Source organism: Microbulbifer maximicatervae (SeqCode), assembly GCF_052467385.1.
In genome coordinates this window covers 4,167,871-4,186,464 of the sequence record NZ_CP174311.1, presented here as the reverse complement: position 1 = coordinate 4,186,464, position 18,594 = coordinate 4,167,871, and the positions used below count along the sequence as shown (strand labels likewise).

At 49.0% G+C, this 18,594-nt stretch carries 10 protein-coding genes; 3 read left to right on the top strand and 7 right to left on the bottom strand.

Annotated features, from left to right (window positions below; all coding sequences use genetic code 11):
• Window positions 1-25 precede the first annotated feature (25 nt).
• A complete protein-coding gene (locus ACJJIR_RS17835; RefSeq protein ID WP_444895125.1) occupies window positions 26-1,558 on the bottom strand; it encodes a peptide MFS transporter in 1,533 nt (510 codons plus the stop codon).
• Window positions 1,559-1,939: 381 nt separating this feature from the next.
• On the opposite strand from ACJJIR_RS17835, the gene ACJJIR_RS17830 reads away from it, so the two are divergent.
• Window positions 1,940-3,076 carry a tetratricopeptide repeat protein gene (locus tag ACJJIR_RS17830; RefSeq protein ID WP_444906356.1) on the top strand — a complete coding sequence of 379 codons (1,137 nt, stop codon included), beginning with the start codon at window positions 1,940-1,942 and terminating at the stop codon, window positions 3,074-3,076.
• A 100-nt stretch (window positions 3,077-3,176) separates the two neighbouring features.
• Here ACJJIR_RS17830 and ACJJIR_RS17825 read toward each other — a convergent pair whose 3' ends face one another.
• From ACJJIR_RS17825 to ACJJIR_RS17800, 6 genes are all read right to left on the bottom strand, one after another.
• Window positions 3,177-5,885, bottom strand: a complete 2,709-nt coding sequence (locus ACJJIR_RS17825) for a TonB-dependent receptor plug domain-containing protein (protein ID WP_444906355.1) — start codon at window positions 5,883-5,885, stop codon at window positions 3,177-3,179.
• Window positions 5,886-6,302: 417 nt separating this feature from the next.
• Window positions 6,303-7,880, bottom strand: a complete 1,578-nt coding sequence (locus ACJJIR_RS17820) for a tetratricopeptide repeat-containing sulfotransferase family protein (RefSeq protein ID WP_444906354.1) — start codon at window positions 7,878-7,880, stop codon at window positions 6,303-6,305.
• A 124-nt stretch (window positions 7,881-8,004) separates the two neighbouring features.
• Window positions 8,005-10,785, bottom strand: coding sequence for a TonB-dependent receptor domain-containing protein (locus ACJJIR_RS17815; protein ID WP_444906353.1), 2,781 nt, complete (start codon window positions 10,783-10,785; stop codon window positions 8,005-8,007).
• Window positions 10,786-11,020: 235 nt separating this feature from the next.
• Window positions 11,021-13,609 carry a TonB-dependent receptor gene (locus ACJJIR_RS17810; protein ID WP_444906352.1) on the bottom strand — a complete coding sequence of 863 codons (2,589 nt, stop codon included), beginning with the start codon at window positions 13,607-13,609 and terminating at the stop codon, window positions 11,021-11,023.
• Between the two features lie 436 nt (window positions 13,610-14,045).
• Window positions 14,046-15,098 (bottom strand): FecR family protein, encoded by a 1,053-nt coding sequence (locus ACJJIR_RS17805; protein ID WP_444906351.1) that lies wholly within the window; start codon window positions 15,096-15,098, stop codon window positions 14,046-14,048.
• A gap of 339 nt (window positions 15,099-15,437) precedes the next feature.
• Window positions 15,438-15,965 (bottom strand): RNA polymerase sigma factor, encoded by a 528-nt coding sequence (locus tag ACJJIR_RS17800; protein WP_413664471.1) that lies wholly within the window; start codon window positions 15,963-15,965, stop codon window positions 15,438-15,440.
• 235 nt (window positions 15,966-16,200) lie between these two features.
• On the opposite strand from ACJJIR_RS17800, the gene dnaX reads away from it, so the two are divergent.
• Both dnaX and ACJJIR_RS17790 read left to right on the top strand, forming a co-directional pair.
• Window positions 16,201-18,177 (top strand): DNA polymerase III subunit gamma/tau, encoded by a 1,977-nt coding sequence (gene dnaX, locus ACJJIR_RS17795; RefSeq protein WP_444906350.1) that lies wholly within the window; start codon window positions 16,201-16,203, stop codon window positions 18,175-18,177.
• A gap of 55 nt (window positions 18,178-18,232) precedes the next feature.
• Entirely contained in the window at window positions 18,233-18,577 is a 345-nt protein-coding gene (locus tag ACJJIR_RS17790) for a YbaB/EbfC family nucleoid-associated protein (RefSeq protein ID WP_444906349.1), read from the top strand.
• The last annotated feature ends 17 nt before the right edge of the window (window positions 18,578-18,594 follow it).

The following is an 18,594-nucleotide window of genomic DNA, read 5'->3' as shown; positions in this document are numbered from 1 at the left end:
GGCCTTTTTGGAATACAGCTAAGTATTAGGCCGTTTTAGTAGAGCCTTCAGCTGTCGCAGTATTCTGGGGTGCTTCTGAGTCAGTTTCCCAGTACTTGGACTTGAGGCTGATCAGGGCCAGGATGATACCCACTCCGATTGTGAACAAGCTGATTTGCAGGAATAGGTTTGGCATTTCAGCAACATTGTTCGGGTCAAAGTTACCTGACAGAAGACCGGCAAAGAGGTTGCCGATAGAGTAAGTCAGAACAAAGACACCCATCATCTGGCCAGCAAAGCGGCGAGGAGAAAGTTTACTTACTGCACTCAGGGCCACCGGGCTTAGGCAGAGTTCACCGACAGTGTGCAGGAAGTAAGTGGCTACCAGCCAGTAAGGAGCAACTTTCAGGCCTGCTGCTGCGTATTGAGCGGCAAAGAACATTACCAGGAAGCCACTGGCCATGATGATCAGGCCAAGTGCACATTTCAGCCCATAGGATGGGGTGATCATACGTTTGCCCAGGTTAATCCACAGCGCGGCAAAGAAGGGGGACAGGGTAATGATAAAGATGGAGTTAAAGCTTTGTAGCCAGGAGGTGGGCATTTCAAAGCTGCCAATCAGACGATCTGTGTAGTCGCGGCCGAATAGGTTCAGTGAGGAGCCCGCTTGCTCGAAGCCCGACCAGAAAAAGGTAGAGGCTACACAGACTAGGAATAGCGCCCACATTTTCTTTTTCTCTGACCCGCTCAGCTGGCCGCCAAAGTAGATAAAGCCAAAGTAGGCAAGGAAGGTCAGGGTGAAGGCTACAGCTACGTACTTGGCTATTTCTACCGGGTTGATGGTGATAGTGCCATTCATCACCAAGCCAGTAATCACTGCAACACCGACTACGACAGCACCAATTATGCGCCAAGCCAGTTTTGCCTTTTCTGGCGAAAGTGGGTTCTCGGGATTGAGGCTTGCGTCCCCCAGATTGTGGATAGTGCGGCGATACTGGATCAGGCCAATAGCCATTCCCACAGCAGCGGCACCAAAGCCCCAATGCCAGCCGACATTTTCACCAAAGTACCCGCAGACGGCATAACCGATGATTGAGCCCATATTGATGCCCATATAGTACAGTGCGTATCCACTGTCGCGACGAACATCATCTGGTTGGTACAGGTGTCCAACTGCTGCACTGATATTGGGTTTGAGCAGGCCGGTGCCGGTAGCAACAAGGATCAAGCCTATAAAGAAGCTCCAGCTGGTTGGGATAGCGAGCACAATATGGCCACACATAATGATGATGCCGCCGTACCAAATGGTGCGTTGCCCTCCTAGTAGGCGGTCTGCAATCCAGCCACCGGGCAGGCCGAGGAAGTACACGGCGCCAGTGTAGAGCCCATAAATAGCTCCAGCTGCTGCAACGGTAAAGGCCAAGCCCTCTTCCTGAAGGCTGGCTGTCATAAACAGCACAAGCAGGGCTCGCATACCGTAGTAACTCATCCGCTCCCACATCTCAGTGAAGAAAAGTGTCGAGAGTCCTTTGGGGTGGCCAAAAAAGCCGGCGTCATTTTGGTCTGTATTTGACGACATAAGCTGAAATTCCAGTTGTTATAGCTCTAATGCAATATGCTGTTGCATATTAGGAAGGCAGCCTGGCCAGGGAACTGAAATTTCGGTGCCCTTTGGCTAGCCAGGTAATTCATCCGTGTGTCAGAGTACTATTTTTTTCCTGTATTGCTCTTGTTTAAAGAGGTTGGGACCGATCTGGATTTGGACTGGGTGTTTCCAGCCAGCTCAAAGGCCCAAATGTTTGTACCGCCTACCTCCTGCGTAACTTGGAAAGTTTACCAGCTGTCTATTTAACAGGCGAACTGTTGTGAGGTTATTCATAAAAATGGCAACAGGGTACTTTGTGAGTCTGTAAATTAGAGTTAAATCCTGTTGTAGTCCTAATCTTGAGGGGAAATAACTGTGAAGCTTCTATTCGGACTTACTCTGGTGCTACTAACCACTGGTTGCTCCCAGTCTTCAAGTCGTCATGTGGAAATTACAGATACCGAGCTTGTGTTAAATGGTAAAGCGGTTTTTGGAAGTGCAGTTGAGCATTTAGAACTACCAGATGAAGATTTATTAGATCTTGATAGCAATATAGAGTCTTACCTCAATACAATTTCTCCCGGCTTAGCTCCTGATACACGGTTAAGGGGACTACTTCGCGCTTTCCGTCAGGGAGATATGCAATTTGAATACGATGCCGATACTACCCTTCCCGCAGTAGAGGCTTACCACCGAAAGCGTGGCAATTGCCTGACCTTCACCTTATTGATGGTTGCTATGGCTAGGCATTTGGGTGCCCAAGCCTATTTTAATGAGGTAGATGTACCGGCAGTTTGGACTCAAGATGAGGCCGAAATCTTCGTTGTCTACCGCCATGTGAACATGGTGTCCGAGCATGCGCGGGGCCGGCGGGTGATCGACTTAAACCTGGCTGCTTATGACCCTATCTACAAGCAGCAAAAGCTCGAGGATAGAGTTGCTTTTGCGCTCTATTACAGCAATCGAGGGGTTGAGTTGATGCGCGAGGGAGAAGAGAGGCAAGCATTTTTGTACCTGCGCAAAGCTATTCAGTTACATCCGGATAGGGCGGACCTCTGGTCAAACCTAGGAGCTTTCTACAGCCACTTTAACCATCTTGACGAAGCTGAACAGAGTTATTTACAGGCGTTAAACCTGCAAAAGGGAAACCTTGTTGCCATTAGTAATTTAGAGCGTTTGTACCGTAGCACAGGTAGGGAAGTGCTGGCTGATGGCTACGCAGATAGGGTTCGCTATCATCGTGAGAGAAACCCTTATTACATTTACTATCAGGCGCGGGAAGCCTATGAAAACGGCAAGTTTAAGCTCGCCGAAAAGCGTCTTCGAAGGGCTCTAAGAGCCGATAGTAGCGATCACCGATTTCATTTTTTGTTGGGGTTAACCCGATACCAGCTTGGGGATGTGGCATCTTCCAAGGAGAGCTTTTCAGAGGCATTTTCACTGGTAAATAATTTAACTGTTAAAAATAGATATATGAATAAGTTAGAGTTTTTAATGGGCTCAGGGAAGTAGTTGCTGGAGGGGAGCTGGTAACTTTCTTTGCGAGTACTTCACCAGCAAAAATAAGGGCGCCAAGAGGCGCCCTTATCGATTTGACTCATAAAGTCAGCACTTAGAACTGGTAACTAACACCAGCCCAAGCGTAGCGACCCTGGAAGTCATAAGTACCATTCCAGTCGCTACCAGAGGTGGTAGACGGTTCACGGTCTGTGACGTTGTCGATACCTGCAGTAAGGCGCATGGAGTCGTTAACATCCCAACCTGCTTTCAAGTTCAGGTAGGTGTGTGAAGGCATATCCATATAGGGGCTATGGCCATCACCGATATACTGAATGTCTGCTCCAAAGTCCCAGCTGTCGGCATACCAGGTTGCACTGGCCAGCCCGCGCCATTTGGTGTATGCGTCGCCAGTAGTGCCTATGTAGTCTACATAGTCAGTAGTTTGGTCAGTCTGGGTGTTGTACTCCTCATACTCAAGCAGGTGGGTCGCTTGAGCGCGCAGAGCCAGCTTACCAGCATCGTAGTAAAGGTTTTGAACTACGTCGATATCAATACCACTGGTATTAATTTCGCCAATATTCAGCAGAGAGCCTTCCAGGTAGTTAATTTGCCCACTCGTACCACGGCTAACAAGCTCACAGGCAGAGCTGATACCTTCCCGGTAGCAGTCATCCAGAATCTGCTGGGTGTCAGCATCTGTGATAGCGTCTTTGATTTGGATATCGAAGTAGTCCAAGGTGATGGAAAGGTCTTCGACAAAGCTCGGCGTCCAAACAATACCAGCAGTGAAACTTGTTGACTCTTCAGGCTGAAGATCTTCGTTACCACCGATGTTGGTCGGTACCTGAGAGCCTGCTTGGGTGAAGCTTGTACTCACCATACCGCAGTTAGCGCCCTGGCCAGCCTCATTGTTGCTGCTAGTGTCACAAGGGTCAATCAGGTAGCTGTAGCTCTGTGCTGTGCCGCTATAGAGTTCATAGATGCCTGGAGCACGGAATGCGGTAGATAAGCTAGTGCGGAAGCGCAGGTTTTCAGTTGGTGCATATACCGCACCAAGCTTATAAGTCGCTTGACCACCAAATGTATCGTAGTCGGAATAACGAACAGCCGCGTCTACAGACAGTTCATCCGCATATTCTAAGCCGGCGAGAATAGGCAGGTTAAACTCGGCAAAGACTTCAGTTACAGCGAAATCACCAGAAGTTGCATCTTGCTGATTGCCGAATGTAGAACCGGTTTGAGTTTCTTCACTGGGGTTAAATTCGCCAGACTCTTTTCGATATTCAAGACCAGCAGCAAATCCTAGGGCACCGCCTTGGAATTGAACCGGCTCGATGTCTCCAGTCAAGCTTGCGCCGACATTGAGCATGTCGTACTCGTTGTCTTCGCGGTCGGTGTAGCTGATGTAGTCGATAACTTCATCGCTCATGCCGCCAAGGAATTGAATGTCCTCATCAGCAATTCCGCTTTCTCCATCTAAAATTTCCTGCAGCATTGTTTTGCTGATGGAGTTTCCAGTCGTATTTTCGCCTTCATTTCTGCCGTAGCTTACGAAAGCATCCCAGCCCCAACCGTTGGCAAGATCTCCGCGCAAGCCACCGAGGACACGGTAGGTTTCAGTTTTCTGTTCGTAATCACGAGTTCCACCGGCTACAGGGCGCAGTCGGACGTCGGTCAGACCAGCTTCCCAGCTATCGCCATGGCTTGCTGTTGGTGCTGTAGGCTCGAGATCCTTAGGGCTACCTTGTGCCTCCCACTCGGCAACGGCGGCATTGTAAGCAGCGAGTTCAATCTGGTAAGCATCTTCAGCTTCCTGCCACGCTTCGGACAATTGCTCTTGAACTTCATCAGAGAGATGGTCAGCGGTCAGGTTGAGACCATTGCCAGCATACATGGGCTGAGCGGCAAGCTGCTGATTGGTTGTTTTCAGGGTGTAAGAGCCTTCCCCGTAAAACTCAATGTCGTCGGTAATGGAGTATGAGCCGCTACCGGTGAAGCTAGTGCGCTCCATGGACCCAGAAAGCCACATGTATTGGCCGATATCATAGCTGGAGTAATCACCTAAAGTGACACCGTCATCGGCAACACTAAAACTGCCATAGTCGGTAAATATATTACCGGTGGGAGACATGGAGCTTTGCAGGCCTGCCCAGTCACGGTCCTCATAAGTGATTTCGTCGCGCTTACTGTGAGTTACGTTACCGATGAACTGACCACGGTCAAACTCTTTACCAAAGGTGATAGACAGTTCGCCATTCTCACCGCCGCCGGCTTCGGTTGCACCTGCACGAGCATTTATACGAACGCCATCGAAAGAGTCTTTCAAGACTACGTTAATTACACCTGCAACGGCGTCGGAACCGTATACAGCAGAGGCACCATCGGTGAGTACTTCGATGCGGTCGATCATATCCACTGGGATATTGTTCATATCTACAGCAGAGGCTACGCCTGAGCTGGAAGAGACGAAGCGACGGCCGTTAACAAGGACCAAGGTACGTGCAGAACCCAGGTTACGAAGGTCTACAAATGAGAGACCAGCACCGCCGTTATTATCGTTTGCATTGATACCGGTGGTACCCATTGATGGCAGCTGGTTCAGAAGCTCGTCAATGGTACCAACACCTGAACGCGCGATGGTTTCGGAGTCAACCAGGGTGATTGGGCCAGTAGTGGATAGTGGGTCACGAGCAATACGCGAGCCAGTAACAATTACTTCTTCTACCTCTGCGCCAATATCAGCAGATTCCTGAGCAAAAGCGCCAGTGCTGGCGATGGTGCCCAGAGCAGCGATGGCGATGCTCAATTTGGTCTTGATCATAGTGGAACCTTCTTATACTTAAGGTGCTTATAATGCTTTTTATGATATGGGTTAAAATCTGACAAAGCTGACTTTAATGCATTATCGATCAAGATGGAACTTTTGTGACACTTTTTTGATCAATAAATGGTCGGAAGAACTAGAGGAGCATAGTGATTTGGACCTGTAATCGCTGAATATAAAGGCCTTACATCCTAATTTTTGGATCCATCTAAAACAAACCATCTGGAATTAAAAGAAAATTAGTATAAGCATTTATATCCAAAATGATGTGAGGTTGGGGGGCAATCGTGATATTGGGATTAAAGGTCCCAATATTAATGGTCACTGGATAAGTGAGCGGTGGGGTGCTGAAGAGTATAGAAAATTTGGTTAGATGCCCCCTCTCAATTTTCGAAAACCGGGAGGGGGAGAGGATTAAATCAGTTTTGCATCTTTTAACATCTTTGCGAGCGGTGCTAGATGTGTTTCAAACTTCTTCCACTTGTTGAGTGAGTGGCTATTAATCCGATTTCTGATCTGGATTGAGCTTGCCGTCATGCTTGCAGATTTATTAGTGTGAAACTCTAAACATGATTCCTCCATATCAAGCCCCAGCTTAGCTAATAGATTAGAAGTTTCTTCCTTTTGGTTCAGCACTAAGTTTTCATATTTAACCTCAATAATCTTATCGCCTAAAAGCTTGTTCCAGTGTTGGAGTAGTTTTCTGTGTGCTATGTAGTATCGGGCTAGATCTTCGAGCTTATAGGAGAATTGATAGGCCCATGTGAATAACTGTTTATAAATCGAAAAGCAGGTGTCCATGGGGTTTCGGACGGTATGAATTATTTTTGCATTTGGGAATGCTTTGCTTATAAAGCCAAGAAGGAGGAAGTTATAGGGTAATTTCTCAATAAAGAACCTATTTCCTTTGTTTCTATATTTGATGTTTTCAAAATATAAACTTGCTATTTTTTTTATAGGGACATTTGCACCACTTTCAATTATTTCTGCGGTTAATTCCCCTCCCGGCTGAAAGCCACTAACCTCTCTGATGCTGCTAGGGAGGAATGGAGTCTCTCCTAAGCTGTCAATTTCAGTGTGACTGGTAAGAATACGTTCTATAAGGGTTGACCCTGTTCTAGGGAGGCCGACTACAAATATGGGGGTTCCTTGATCCTCACTTTTCGAAAAGTTATTTAGGTCCTCGTCTAGCCACCTTTCACTACAAGTATCAATTGTTTTGTCGATGAGGCTAAGGTCTTTATTAACTTCATACTGGCTTGCTGAAGCTGCTGCATCTCCAGCAGATTTGTAATGGGTGAAAGCTTTGCTCCACTCCCCAATATCTTCGAGTTCCTTTCCTATTGCATAATTCATGAATATATTGCGGTAAGGGGGGAGGTTGGTTTTTTTGAGGGATTCTTTCATCTCTTCTATATGCAGGTTGTTTTTTGCTCGCTCAAGGCGTGAAAGATGATAGTGATTCCTTTGGTGGTTAGTGTTGTTGTTAAGCAACTCTCTGTATATATTCTTTGCAATATCTAGCTTTCCGAGATGCGCTGCACAGTTCGCCATATTTGAGCGAAAAAGTGGGATATGTGGTTGTAGTTTATTTGCTTGTTCATATAAAGGCCAGGCTTGTTCGGCCATGCCAATTTGCATATAAACTGTGGCTGCCATATCCAGATAGCGCGGGCTATTTTGAAGTTGACTTGTATGCGCGGCCAGCAATTCTTCGGCTTGATTATTTCTTAGGTTCATCGAAAGTAAATAAGCAAGCTCAATAGCAGCATCGTAACGCTCGTTGTTAGCTGATAAGGCTTTGCTAAAAGACATAGTTGCGTCTTTAGGTCGGGATAAAGCTTTCTCAGCAAGTCCTCGAAGAAAAAAACCTTCTGCCTCGCTAGGGTCAACTGAAAGAATTTTTTCCGAACACTTTAGAACCTGTTGCCAATCAAAAGACTGGGCGGCTTGACGGGCAATAGCGCTCAGATCTTGCAGTGAATTTCTCATTATTAATACCAAGTCTCTACTATCTTTGTGAGATTAAATATATTGCATATCAACTTGTTTCAGCGAGGGAAAAATAAAAAAAGGGCCGCAAAAGCGGCCCTTCAAAGATCAGACTCTCTACAAGTTAGAACTTGTGATTCAGTCTCAAGTAATAACCACGTCCGAATAGGCGGTAAGTGGCGGGATCAGTGCTGGCGTTGAAGCCTACATCAATGTATGGAGGCTCTTCGTCAGTCAGGTTAGTAATACCACCGCTAACGCTAGTGCCATTGCTGAAGTCATAGCTAGCTACCAGATCATGGTAAAGCTGTGCATCAATTTTCTGGATGTGATCCACGTAGCTAACGTCGGCATCCAGAGCGCTGATGTATTCACCACGGTAGCTAACACTTAGCTCATTCCAGTACCAGGACAGAGAGTAGTTGATTTTGTTCTCTGCATAGGCGCCGCCATCTTCAGCGGTAGGATCGGTGTAGCGGCCCTCAAGGTTCTCTTCTTCAGCTCCTGGATAGGCTGTTTTCGTACGCTCGAGGAGGTGGGTCCACAAGAGAGAAGCTTCCCACTGGCCAATTTCAGTGTCCAGGGTGTATCGGGTTTCAAAGTCGATACCGGAGGCACCTTGTTCTGCTACGTTTTGGTCAACATTAAGAACATTTTCTATAGCGTAGCTGTTTGTGCGTGTAACGAGTGCACAGTAGCTGTCATCTTGTGCGATATAGCATTGATCCAAGATATATTGCACGCCATAAGAGCTGATACCATCTTCAATTTCGGTCTTCCAGTAGTCAAGAGTAACGCTCAGGTCACCGGAGTCGCCAAAACTTGGGGTCCAAACTACACCAGCAGTGAAGGTATCACCAGTTTCTGGTTGTAGCTCGGTGTTACCACCGATAGTACCTGGAAGCTGGGTGTCATCCTGAACGGATGCTTGGGCACAGCCAGCGGGCAACGGAGTGGTTGCGCAAGGATCCTGGGCTGTCGGGGAGCTATCAAACTGCCCATCAAACAGATCTTCAAGGGTAGGTGCACGGAATACAGTACCTGTGGTTGCGCGGAGCTTGACGGTGTCAATCAGCTGCACATCAACACCGATTTGCCAGGTAGTATCGCTGCCGAAACGGTTGTAGGAGTCGTAGCGTAAGCCACCCTTTACATCAACAGATTGGGTTCCATTGTCATAGGCAGGCACTAAAACTTCGGCAAAGAGGTTGGTGTTGTAGAGTGAGCCATCTGCACCAAGTCCAGTACCACCAGTGACCGCACCGGTAGCCTTACCAGAGTCCGGTGAATAGGTACGAGTTTGAGCCCAGTAACCACCACCTACAGCCCAGCCCATAGTTCCGGCTGGAAGTTCAAAACCGTCGCCGCTGACACTGAAATCGAGAACCTCTTGAGTGTCTACATAGTGGTCGGTCAGGTTTGTGCCTACGTAGTCAAGCATTTCGTCGGTAATGGTACCGGCGCCGCCGACTAAGTTAAGGGGAACACAGCCTTCGATCAAGGTGGAGGAATCATTGATATCTGAGTAGCACTCAGGGGTGCCATCACCGTCCAGGTCGGCAGATGGGCCTAATGCATACGCAAGGTTGGCCCCAACGAATTGCCCCATATCAATGTCCGTACGAGAACGGTAGCCACGGTTGTAACTGATTTGCCAGTCGTAGTCATTGAATGTGCCCTCGAAGCCGAATACCCCTTGGATCTGCTGAACTTCTTGCTCGAAGCGGCGATCTGCTTCTACTACGCGGCGGCGCACAGCCGAAGCCGGCTGATTATCGAGGCCGGCTTCTGATAGTGCATTGGACAGGTAATAGTTGTCCTGGTGGATACCGTTATAGGACTCGAGTGCCCCGTCGCCATTGAAATCATAAAAGCCGGAGTATGCCGGGTCGAAACCTGGACGAGAATCGTAAGGCATTGGAGCTAGCTGCTGAGCAGAGGAGCGATTGTTTGCTCGTACTTCAGTAAAGAAGCGGACATCGTCAGCAATTTCTGCACTACCTTCTACGAAGAAGTTAAAGCGCTCATAAGGTGTCTGGATATAGTTAATAGGTGCGTAGTTATATAGGCGGTTATCATCTGCAACTAAGCCATTGCCTGTATTGATGTAATTGTCGCCACCAATATTCAATCGGCCTTCAGGTATGCGAGAAGAGCCCAATGGGTAGCAAGTAGTAACATTGTCTTCACAGCCTATAGCTGAGGACGGATAGATGAAATAAGAATTCTGGAAAAAGTCCCAAGGAGCGTCAGATTGGAAGGCTTCCTCTTGAGTTACATACTCAGCACCGAAAACGAAGTTGCCTTTATCAAACTGCTGCCCGACAACAATGCTTACGCTATCTTGCTGGCCTGCGTCCATATCGAAGAAGTCAGCATTTTGGATTTCCAGCTCAACGCCTTCAAAGTCCTTGCGGGTGATGATGTTTACAACACCTGCAACAGCGTCAGCACCGTAAGTTGCGGAGGCTCCATCTTTCAGGATCTCAACACGCTCAACCATGGCGGATGGGATAGTCTGGTAGTCACCGCCATCAACAGTACGGCGACCATTGACCAGGGTTAGAGTACGGTCAACGCCTAGGCCACGCAGATCAATCTCAACCGAGCCATTACCACCGTTGTTGGTGGTAGTGCCGATTGGAGAGCCTGACATTGAAGGCATGCTCTGGATCAGGTCACCTACGTCAGTCAGACCGGATACTTTCATATCTTCCCGGTCAAGAACTGTTACGGGGCTGGGGCTATCCAGGTCTGCACGCTTAATACGTGAGCCAGTAACCACTACTTCTTCAACCATCTCTGCATCTTCTTGTGCGAATGCAGGCATAGACGGAACCATGATTGCAGCTGCGGTGATGCCTAGGGCCCCCTTAACAGCTACAGAAAGTAGGTTCTTTTTCATTGTCAATCCTCTCTTGATCGTTGGATTTATAGTCTTTTGTCATTTAATGACGATTGCTGGAAGTAGCTACCCCCAAGTGGCCACTTCCCTCCCAACACACCTATTAACGATTGGCGGGCAGAACCCCTCAAGAGAATCGTGTTTTTTTCTGATACTGCGTATTGTCAGGTCAGGTAGGTCAGTTCAGATGTGTTTTTTCAGGGGGGGTGAAAAAATGAATAGCGGGGGGCGGGGCTTAGAGGTTGATAGAAATGCTTCCATAAAAGAATCGGCCGGTGAGGTCGTAAGTCTGGTAGTCGTAGTTGTTGCTATCTGCTGTTGAGGCGAAAGGTGGGGAGCTGTCCAGTAGATTATTTATGCCAAGTGCAAACCTATACCGGGTACTTGGGTTGAAAGCGAGCTGGATGTCATGAGATGACCAGCTATTAATTTTATGATGGCTATCAGTGCCATCTTGGTTGGTAAAAGTCTCTTCAAGGCTGTCTACATAATGAACGGTATATCCGGCTTCCCACAAGTCTCCTTTCAAGTAGATCCCAGCATTGGCTTTCCACTTGGGGAGAGATCCTAATCCGCCACTTGAGGTATCCGTGAAGGTCCCGGCCAAATTTTCTTTGGCAGATTCCGGTGAGCTTTGATTGATGTAATGCAGCATTTTGCTGATATTCAACGCGAGTTGAACTTCATGCTTTCTATCAGCACTGAAGTTATAACGAAAAGAGGTATCGTACCCACGGATTTTTCTGCTTCCTTGATTTGTACGAGAAGCATAGATTTTGGTGATGTCACCATTCTGGTCACGTATGACTAAATCGTTGTATAGGTTGTAGTAAGCATTTTGATCCAATAGAAATTGGGGGTTAGTGCCGATGACCTGATCTTCGTCGATATCATAGAGATCAAATTTAGCGATAAAGTCGGGAATCTGGGCCGGCTCCCATGCGACTCCCAGTGAGAGAGTGCGGGATGTTTCCGGTGAGAGATCGGGGCTGCCGCTAAACTCGGTTAAATATTGTATGCGGGAACTATCAGATTGATGTTGGCAGCCGGGTAGTTCGCTCGCATTAGAGCTGGTGCAGGGGTCGAACAGAAATTCTTGGGTTTGGTAACCCTGTTGATTCATATCTGCCAGGGTCGGGGCTCTGAATCCGGTGGTATAACTGCTTCTAACAAGTAGGGAGGGCGTTGGCCTCCATCGTAGGGCTAGTTTGGGGTTGCTGGTATCTCCAAAGTCATCGTAGTGAGAGCTTCTAATGGCGCCATCCAGCCATAGCTTTTCTGAGATTAGTGGGATAGATACTTCCGCAAAGGCCTCTTTGGCAAGTCGGGTTCCCTCTGTAGATCCTGGGGCATGCCCGCCGATATAAGACATACCGAAATAATCATTTGAGTGGAGGCTTACACTCTCTCGTCGAAACTCAATTCCTGCTGCGGCAAGGATGTTTCCGGCTGATATCTTTTTGATGATGCCATCAGTTATGAAAGTGAAGGATGTCATTCGTGAAGTGCTAGTGGTTGTACTTTTGCCGCGAATAAATTCCAGTTGCTCGGCGTCGATACTGCCACTAGGGCCAAGAAGGTTTACCGCCACGCAGGCAGTTGTGACGTTACAGATATCAGGTCCTTTTAGGCCTAAGGATAGGGCAATGGGATCTATTACGTTATTTAGTGTTTCTTTCTTGGAGGTTCTGTGGGCTGAGGCACCTAGTTCCCACTGCCACTCACTCCAGAAACCTTTTATTCCTGTATTAAATCTCCAGGTGTTGGTTCGGTTACTCTGAGTCCTTGGGCCAAGTTCAATAACACGTCTGCGGACATCATATATATCCTGGTTAAAGGTGTTGTAAATATTGTCGGCTGATATCGTCAGATCACCGTTATCAAAACGTGTAAACACTGGGGTAGGGGCAGAAGTTGATTCTCCACTGGATCGAACTCCCATAATCTCAGAAAAAGCTTGTGTGCTTTCACTGATATCCAGATTGCCGGCTATATATATCGAGTCGCTTTGAGTGGGGGTTATAGCCGAGGTGTAATCGCTGTAATCAAACTTTTCTTCCGGTGACCAGCTCTGGTATGTGCCGGGCGAGAGATTGGTCAATACCTCATTTCTCTCCAGGGCAATAAACCCTCCCGGGATCGCAGATGATCTTTGGTCGGTCCCTCCCATTGCGCGACTATCGGCTGAGCTGGATAGCCCCCGGTCCCGACTCATAACTTTTCCTTGGCGATTTTGGGCCAAGTTAAGCATTATGTGAGATTGATCTCCTCTCCATCCCCAGGTTAAGTGGTGCGATTCACTTTGCCGGTCGCCTTGCCCTGCCCGTCCGTGAAAGCTTTTTACTGAGAGCCCTTCAAAGTCAGTTTGCAGGATAATATTGACAACGCCAGCGATGGCATCGGAGCCATAAACAGCGGAAGCTCCGTCTTTTAGAATCTCGACTCTTTCAACTAGTGCTAGAGGGATAGTGTTTAAGTCGGTCGCTTCACCATTAAATCCATCACTGATGATTCGTCTCCCATTGAGGAGAACAAGAGTGCTATTGGCTGGGAGGCCGCGCAGAGAGACGGTTGCGGTACCGTCACTCTCTTGGCTAACTGAAGTGCTCGTGGAATTACCGGAAACAGCAGGTAAGAACTTGAGTAAGTCGGCAATAGTTTGAGCGCCGGTCATCTTTAATTGGTCTCTAGAGAGACTATCAATTGGCAGGTATACTCCTGACTGGAAGTGGCGTAAATGGCTTCCCGTAAGGCTTTGTCCAGTAACAGTTACCTCTTCAGTTTGTGGTATCCCCGCAGATAGTTGTTGGGTGGCGTCTTGCACAGGGGATTCAATGACTGCTACAGATGATGGGCCTACTTTTCTGAAGGTTAGTGGTACTTCTTCTAGTAGTTGCTCTAGAGCTGGCTCAAAATGGCCATCGGGGCTAAGTAGTGTCTGCCTGTTAACTTGAAATTTTGCAGCTGATGTGGCTCTAACCAGTAGTGATATTTTACATTGCTGGCCCAGCGATATCAGGGCTTGAGAAAGGTTTCCTTTGGAGATTTCGATTCCTGACTCTGGGCACAGGGCATAGGTAGCGCTAGGGGAACAAAGCGCTAACACAAGGGATATTGTTATCCAGTGCCTAGGTGTCAATGAGGTGCCCATTCAAATACATGCAGCATGTCAAAATGCAGCAAACTGATAGTTCTTCTTAGATTCTGGGCGGGCTTATTTTGCTTGCCTAATATATGACCGCCGTGATGACGGTTATAACCTAGTTATGTGCGGGAGACAAGATAGTCAGGTTGGAGTCGCTGTGGTCTTCGTGCAAATCGAGCGCAGTAGCGATAGCTTTCAAGGTGCTATCTGGATCGGAGATCTCGAAGGTTCCTGTAACTAATTTGCCCTCTACTTGGGGAGAGGCGGCAACTGGAACCGCTAAATAGCGATTTAACTCGGTTAAAGCATCCTTAAGTGGGGTTTTTTCAAAGACTAGTAGTCCTTTTGTCCAGTCGGTAGCTTCTTCCGGTGATGTTTGGCCAATTGGGCTGAGGCCTCTTTCAGAAACGCTGACTTTCTCGTTCTTGACCAGTTGTACTGATTCGGGTTCCAGGCCGGGGGCGCTATCGGTCTCACTAACTGAGACTGTGCCTTCGGTTACGGATACTCTTGTGTTCTCTGGGTTGAGTTCAACGTTAAATTCAGTCCCCAATACGCGGATGTTGGCGCTGCCGGCGGTAACAGTAAAGGGGCGAGAAGTTTGTCTTGCCACTTCGAAGAAGGCTTCACCGCGAACTAACTCCGTGCGACGCTCATTGCGGTTATAGATTACCCGCAGTTCACTATTTGAGTTCAGTTTTACTTCTGAGCCGTCGGACAGATTTATAGTTTGTATTTGTCCGCGTTCGGTCGCATATATTTGAGCTTTGAGTTCGCCGCCCATACCCTGATATCCAACCCACAAGGCAACTATTGCTCCACAGGTTGCTAGCCCTCCGCCCATAAGCCACTGCGGCAATGTCCATTGCTTTGAGCTTTGTTGCCCCTGTGCATTTTCGGTGGATGCGGAGCATACGGCAGCATTATTTTGCGGAGAGGGAATGCTTTCTGGGAACAATGTATCTACCGGTAGGTGAGATAAGGCACCTAGGTCTCCCCAGAGTTCAGTGATTTCGGCAAAAGCCAGCTGGTTCTCGTCATGGGAAATCCATTGCTTGAACTGGTGGCGGTCGCTAGATGTAATCGAGTCAGAGCGCAAACGAGCAACCCAAGCGCAAGCCTGGTCAAGGCTTTCTTCACTTATTGCTTGCTTAGGGTTAGTCATCATGGCTGCTCTAGCACCTTGGATTTGCGAAAATTAACTTAGTACTTTGATACTAAAGGCGGCATATTACTCAAAGTCTCTCAATTTGTGCGACCTTTACTGCACGGACCTCTGAGTAAAAAAATAATTCCAACGTGTTTTTACTGTATTACAGTAAAAAGTTCTGTTGTATGTTGAGTATTTAGGTTTACTCAATGCGGCCCTTCGAAGCTGAGACGACTGAACAGCTTCCCCCCTCAAATAATTTTGTGGAGTTGTTGCTAAGGTATGAATACCGGTGGTTCATCTTCTTTTATCGTTATTTTAAGGATGTATGTCACAAATGGCGCAACTGACTGAAGGTCACCTTTCAGGAGTTACCTTCTTACGACACGCTTTCAAAGCCTGCAAAATATACTTTTCCACACTACTCACGGAGATATTCATCTCCTTAGCTATCTCGCTATAGGAGAGGCCCCGGGTCCTATGCAATAGAAAGGCCTGGCGACACTTTAGGGGTAGCTTGTCCATGGTTTCGTATATCGACTGTAACTGCTGGCGGGCTGCCAGCAATCTTTCTGGTGACTGATGGTCCGCATGGTCGTCGGTGTAGGGCTCACCTTCCATGGGGATCTGCTGGCTTACGTACTCTACATGCAGCTTGCCCCGGCGCAGCTGGTCCACAGCAAGGTTGTTGGCAATCTGGTAGAGGTAGGCCCGTGGATTCTCAAGTTCCTTTTCATCGCTGAGTTTTTGCAAGCGTAGATAGGCGTGTTGGGCGATATCCTCGGCATCGTCAGGGCTTTTTACAATGCGAGAGACAAAGCGTACCAAGGCCTGTCCGTGCTCGGTAAACAGCCTTTCAAGAAGCGTCTTCCTGGCCTTATTCATTACTGATCGTGATCCCCGTACCCTACTCGCTGTAGTTATGGACTGATTGTTCTTAGTGCGAGCTGGCGCACAGTTATATCACAAGCATTGGTTTCGCTACGAGAGGTACGATCGAACTTGAATGGTCACACTCTCCGATTCTCTATGCCTGACGGTGGATGCCGGTATAATGGCGGCCGCGCCACAGGCGCAGACAATAAGACCTTGCAGAGGTGTGTCGAGCACCGGAGATTGAATGAGTTATCAAGTACTGGCACGGAAGTGGCGGCCGAAGCTGTTTCGCGAGATGGTGGGACAGGAGCATGTTCTCCAGGCGTTGATCAACGCCCTGGATAATGGTCGCTTGCACCACGCCTACCTCTTTGCCGGTACCCGTGGTGTGGGTAAAACCACGATCGCACGAATCCTGGCCAAGTGTCTGAATTGTGAAGAGGGAGTCAGTTCTGAACCCTGTGGCCAGTGCCACACTTGCAATGAGATTGCCGATGGCCGTTTTGTCGACCTGATCGAAGTGGATGCAGCCTCGCGTACCAAGGTCGAAGATACTCGTGAACTGCTTGAGAACGTGCAGTACGCACCGACCCGGGGTCGCTTCAAGGTTTACCTGATCGATGAAGTCCATATGTTGTCGAACAGCTCGTTTAACGCGCTGTTAAAAACCCTCGAAGAACCGCCCCCCCATGTGAAGTTTCTGCTGGCAACGACTGATCCGCAGAAGTTGCCGGTGACTGTGTTGTCCCGCTGTCTCCAGTTCAAGCTGAAGAATATGAGCCCCGAGCGGGTTGTGGGGCACTTGAAGTTTGTGTTGGAGCAGGAGCAGGTCCCGTTTGAAGAAGGGGCCCTGTGGCATCTCGGTCGCGCCGCAGATGGCAGTATGCGAGATGGGATGAGTCTTACCGACCAGGCCATCGCATTTGGTGGGGGGCAAATTACCGAGGCAGAAGTGCGCGGTATGCTGGGCAGTATCGATACCGGTTTGGTGTGGAAGCTGCTGCAAGCCTTGTCTGAAGAGGACGCACAGGCTTTATTTGCCACAGTTGCTGAGTTGTCTCAGCAGGCCCCTGATTACAGTGCTGCGCTGGCAGAACTCGCCGATAACCTGCACCGTATCGCAGTGGCTCAGGTGTTGCCGCAATCTATCGATAATTCCCTGGGTGATGGTGAGCGACTGAGAAATTTAGCTGGGCGTATCGCCCCGGAAAATGTGCAGCTGTATTACCAGATGGCCCTGCTGGCCCGGCGTGACTTGCCCTTGGCCCCGGATCAGCGCAGTGGCTTTGAAATGGCTCTACTGCGGATGCTGGCCTTCCGTCCCCAGGGAGTTGCGGATATTCCCCGTTCTCCACTGCCATCGGCTTCCGAATCCGTTTCACCAGCACCAGCTCCAGAAGCGCTACAGCCACAGGCCCCTGTAGCGCCAGAAGTACCGGAGGTCAGTCCGGCAAAAAAGCCTGAAGCGGCACAGCCGCAGGCTGTTACAAAGGTTGATGTGGCTCCCCGGCAGGCAGTGCAGGGCCTGCAGCCGTTGCAGAATCAGGCAGAGCAAAGGGAGGTAGAGCCTGCAGCCCCAACTGAAATGATCAGTGAGCCAGCGACGGAGGCTCAGCCGGAGCAAATTACAAGCCCGTCTCCTGTCCAGGGAGTGGCAGAAGAACGTCCCCAGCGTAAAGATGTCCTGGCCGAGCTTCGCCAGCGAGTTGCGGAAGTGGAGTCGGCGCCGGCACCACAGCAACCAGTACCACAAAATACGGTGAATACCTCGCGGGAGGCTCCGGTAGAAAGCCGCAGTCAGGAAGTGCCAAAAGGGCGTTTGGAAGCATTAACGCCTGGCAGTTGGCCGGTAATGTATGGACAGCTGGGTATTACCGGTATTTTGCACTCTATTGCCCAGCACTTGGAGATGGTGGGCAGGCAGGACAATATACTCTCGTTCACCCTGGATGAATCTTACAGCAGCCTCTACGACGAAGTTCACCAGCGGCGTCTGGGGGACTCTCTGGCTGACTTCTTCCAACAGCCTGTGGTAGCGCAGATACAAGTAGGGCAGGTACATGGGAGTACCCCCGCCCGATTAGTCGCAGCTACCCGCCAAGCGCGGCTAGAAGCTGCCCAGGATGCACTGGTCGCTGACCCACTGGTTCAAGAATTACAGGCAGAATTGAGTGCGGAACTGGTGCCGGGCTCCGTAGAATCACTAGTAGTAGAAGATTAATGACAATTAGGGCCCGGTTTATTCCGGGGCCACATGCACAAGATAGAGGTTACCTATGAAAGGTTTGGGCGATTTGATGCAGCAGGCCCAGAAAATGCAGGCCGATATGCAGGAAAAAATGCAGAAGATGCAGCAGGACCTGACTGAGCTTCGCATCTGCGGTGAGTCTGGGGCGGGTATGGTCAAGGTGACGATGAATGGTCGCCACGATGTGGTATCTGTGGAAATTGATCCCTCCCTGATGACCGAAGAGAAGGAAATGCTGGAAGACCTGCTGGCCGCTGCGGTCAACGACGCTGTGCGTCGTGTAGAGGAAAAAACACAGGAACTGCAAAAGCAGGGGATGGGAGACCTGACTTCAGGTATCAATTTGCCTGAAGGCTTTAAGCTCCCCTTTTAAGAAGTGGCCATCCACTG

Excerpts from the sequence above, each read along its gene's own strand:
- ACJJIR_RS17835 (WP_444895125.1), bottom strand. The coding sequence starts at position 1,558 with ATGTCGTCAAATACAGACCAAAATGACGCCGGCTTTTTTGGCCACCCC.
- ACJJIR_RS17825 (WP_444906355.1), bottom strand. The coding sequence starts at position 5,885 with ATGATCAAGACCAAATTGAGCATCGCCATCGCTGCTCTGGGCACCATC.
- ACJJIR_RS17820 (WP_444906354.1), bottom strand. The coding sequence starts at position 7,880 with ATGAGAAATTCACTGCAAGATCTGAGCGCTATTGCCCGTCAAGCCGCC.
- ACJJIR_RS17815 (WP_444906353.1), bottom strand. The coding sequence starts at position 10,785 with ATGAAAAAGAACCTACTTTCTGTAGCTGTTAAGGGGGCCCTAGGCATC.
- ACJJIR_RS17805 (WP_444906351.1), bottom strand. The coding sequence starts at position 15,098 with ATGATGACTAACCCTAAGCAAGCAATAAGTGAAGAAAGCCTTGACCAG.
- ACJJIR_RS17800 (WP_413664471.1), bottom strand. The coding sequence starts at position 15,965 with ATGAATAAGGCCAGGAAGACGCTTCTTGAAAGGCTGTTTACCGAGCAC.
- dnaX (WP_444906350.1), top strand. The coding sequence starts at position 16,201 with ATGAGTTATCAAGTACTGGCACGGAAGTGGCGGCCGAAGCTGTTTCGC.
- ACJJIR_RS17790 (WP_444906349.1), top strand. The coding sequence starts at position 18,233 with ATGAAAGGTTTGGGCGATTTGATGCAGCAGGCCCAGAAAATGCAGGCC.